At 64.2% G+C, this 1498-nt stretch carries 1 protein-coding gene and 3 pseudogenes; 1 reads left to right on the forward strand and 3 read right to left on the reverse strand.

Annotated elements, in window-relative coordinates; all coding sequences use genetic code 11:
* A pseudogene (locus F6Q13_RS17330) lies at positions 1-227 on the reverse strand (hypothetical protein); the annotation flags it as partial.
* 8 nt (positions 228-235) lie between these two features.
* Positions 236-520, reverse strand: a complete 285-nt coding sequence (locus F6Q13_RS17335) for a hypothetical protein (protein ID WP_293059194.1) — start codon at positions 518-520, stop codon at positions 236-238.
* Between the two features lie 29 nt (positions 521-549).
* Between F6Q13_RS17335 and F6Q13_RS20335 the strand changes: the two are divergent.
* Positions 550-705: pseudogene (locus F6Q13_RS20335) on the forward strand (zinc transporter Slc39a7); the annotation flags it as partial.
* Positions 706-717: 12 nt separating this feature from the next.
* Here F6Q13_RS20335 and F6Q13_RS17345 read toward each other — a convergent pair.
* Positions 718-816 (reverse strand): annotated as a pseudogene (locus tag F6Q13_RS17345) (hypothetical protein); the annotation flags it as partial.
* Positions 817-1498 lie beyond the last annotated feature (682 nt).

The raw sequence follows: 1498 nt of genomic DNA on the forward strand, positions 1-1498 counted from the left end.
AACTGATCAGCTCTGCCGATGATCGTCGTCTTGTCGGCGGTGGTCCGCTCGATCAGGGCCTCGCGTGCTTGGCCCTCCCAGTCGAGACCGTGGGACTGCTGCCAAACCTGTATGGATACGTTCTCCCAGCGGTCCGCTGTGCCCTCCCAGTGGTCGGCGGCTTGGGTCAGGTGCTCAACGTCCCACGCCCGAATCGAAGACAGCGTGGGCAATCCGGTAGTCACCATCTTCTGTCCTACAGGGCCTCGGTGATCGCGTCGAGGAGGTCTTTCGAGTTCGCTTCCGTGCTGACGTAGGCGGCACTTGCGACGGCGGTTTTGACCGCCGTGGTCTGGGTGCGCGCGGCGAATGCCTCACCCGCTGCAGCGGCGCCGGCATGCACCGCGTTGACCGCTGCGGCGCTGGCCTGACACGACAACCCCAACCCGGTGGGCGGGACCGCGGCCAGGTCGGCGCTCAACCCGTGCCAGCCACTAGCTGTGGCCAGCAGCTGGTCAGTGGCTACTCGCAACATTTCCATGCTCGAACCCTAACCTAACCTGCTCAAGACGCCATTTCGGCGTCACCCACGCCCACCCGCACCCCGAGCACCGCCACGACCACGTCGAGCACGAACATCCCCACACCCACGACGACGGCACCGAGCACACCCACAGCCATGTTCATCAGGCCGGTCTGGTGGAAGCCCACGGCCATACTCACTGAGAGCAGCGCGCGTCAGACCCTGGGGCAATAGTGCTTCGGGTTGTCGCGCTCGTCAGCCGGTGGCAGGTTGCGTGCCGGTGTGTGCACCAGCGGGCTGTCAGCCGGGGATCGGGCCGCTCATCTCGGCGCATGTCCGGCGGACAGCGGCCAGCAGCCGGAGCTCGGGGCGATCACGTCGGGGTCGCGCATCAGCTCGTTGATGCCGTCCTAGGCAACGCTGCCGCGGCTGTTGTCAATCATCGCGGGGAACGATTGCCTCGGACTGCCCGACGCGCGAAACCCATTTCGGCCGAGGTGGCCAGTTTGGGTCGGCTCGATGCCGATACAGTCTCACCCATTCGCGGATTACCAGCGCGAACAGGACCGCCGAGCAGACGATGAATATCGCACCCCCACCGCTTACAAACTCGTACACGCCGACGGCGCACATGAGCAGGACCACACAACCTAGGACGATCGTTCCCTGCTTGGTGTAGGGCCAGCGGATTACGCGTCGCCAGAAACGCAATGGCTGATCAGTCATGTGCTTACTTCTGTGTCTCTTCGATGAACCACTCGATGCCACCAAGACCTCCGCCGATTATCATGCCCGGGACCGCTCCGACCCCGCCTTCGGGTACTCCGGCTAACCCACCAATAACTGCCCCTTCAAGGACGCGAGCCGCTAACCCTCGCTCGCGTTCTTCGGGCGTCGGTACATGCGGCGGCGGGCTTGGTGGTGGCACGGGAGGCGGGTCTTGTTTGAATCCGTGTCCGACGAGCTGAATCGTTCCTTTTTTCCCGTCGTAGGTGA

Origin of the sequence: Mycobacterium sp. (assembly GCF_008709575.1) — a bacterium.
GTDB lineage: Bacteria > Actinomycetota > Actinomycetes > Mycobacteriales > Mycobacteriaceae > Mycobacterium.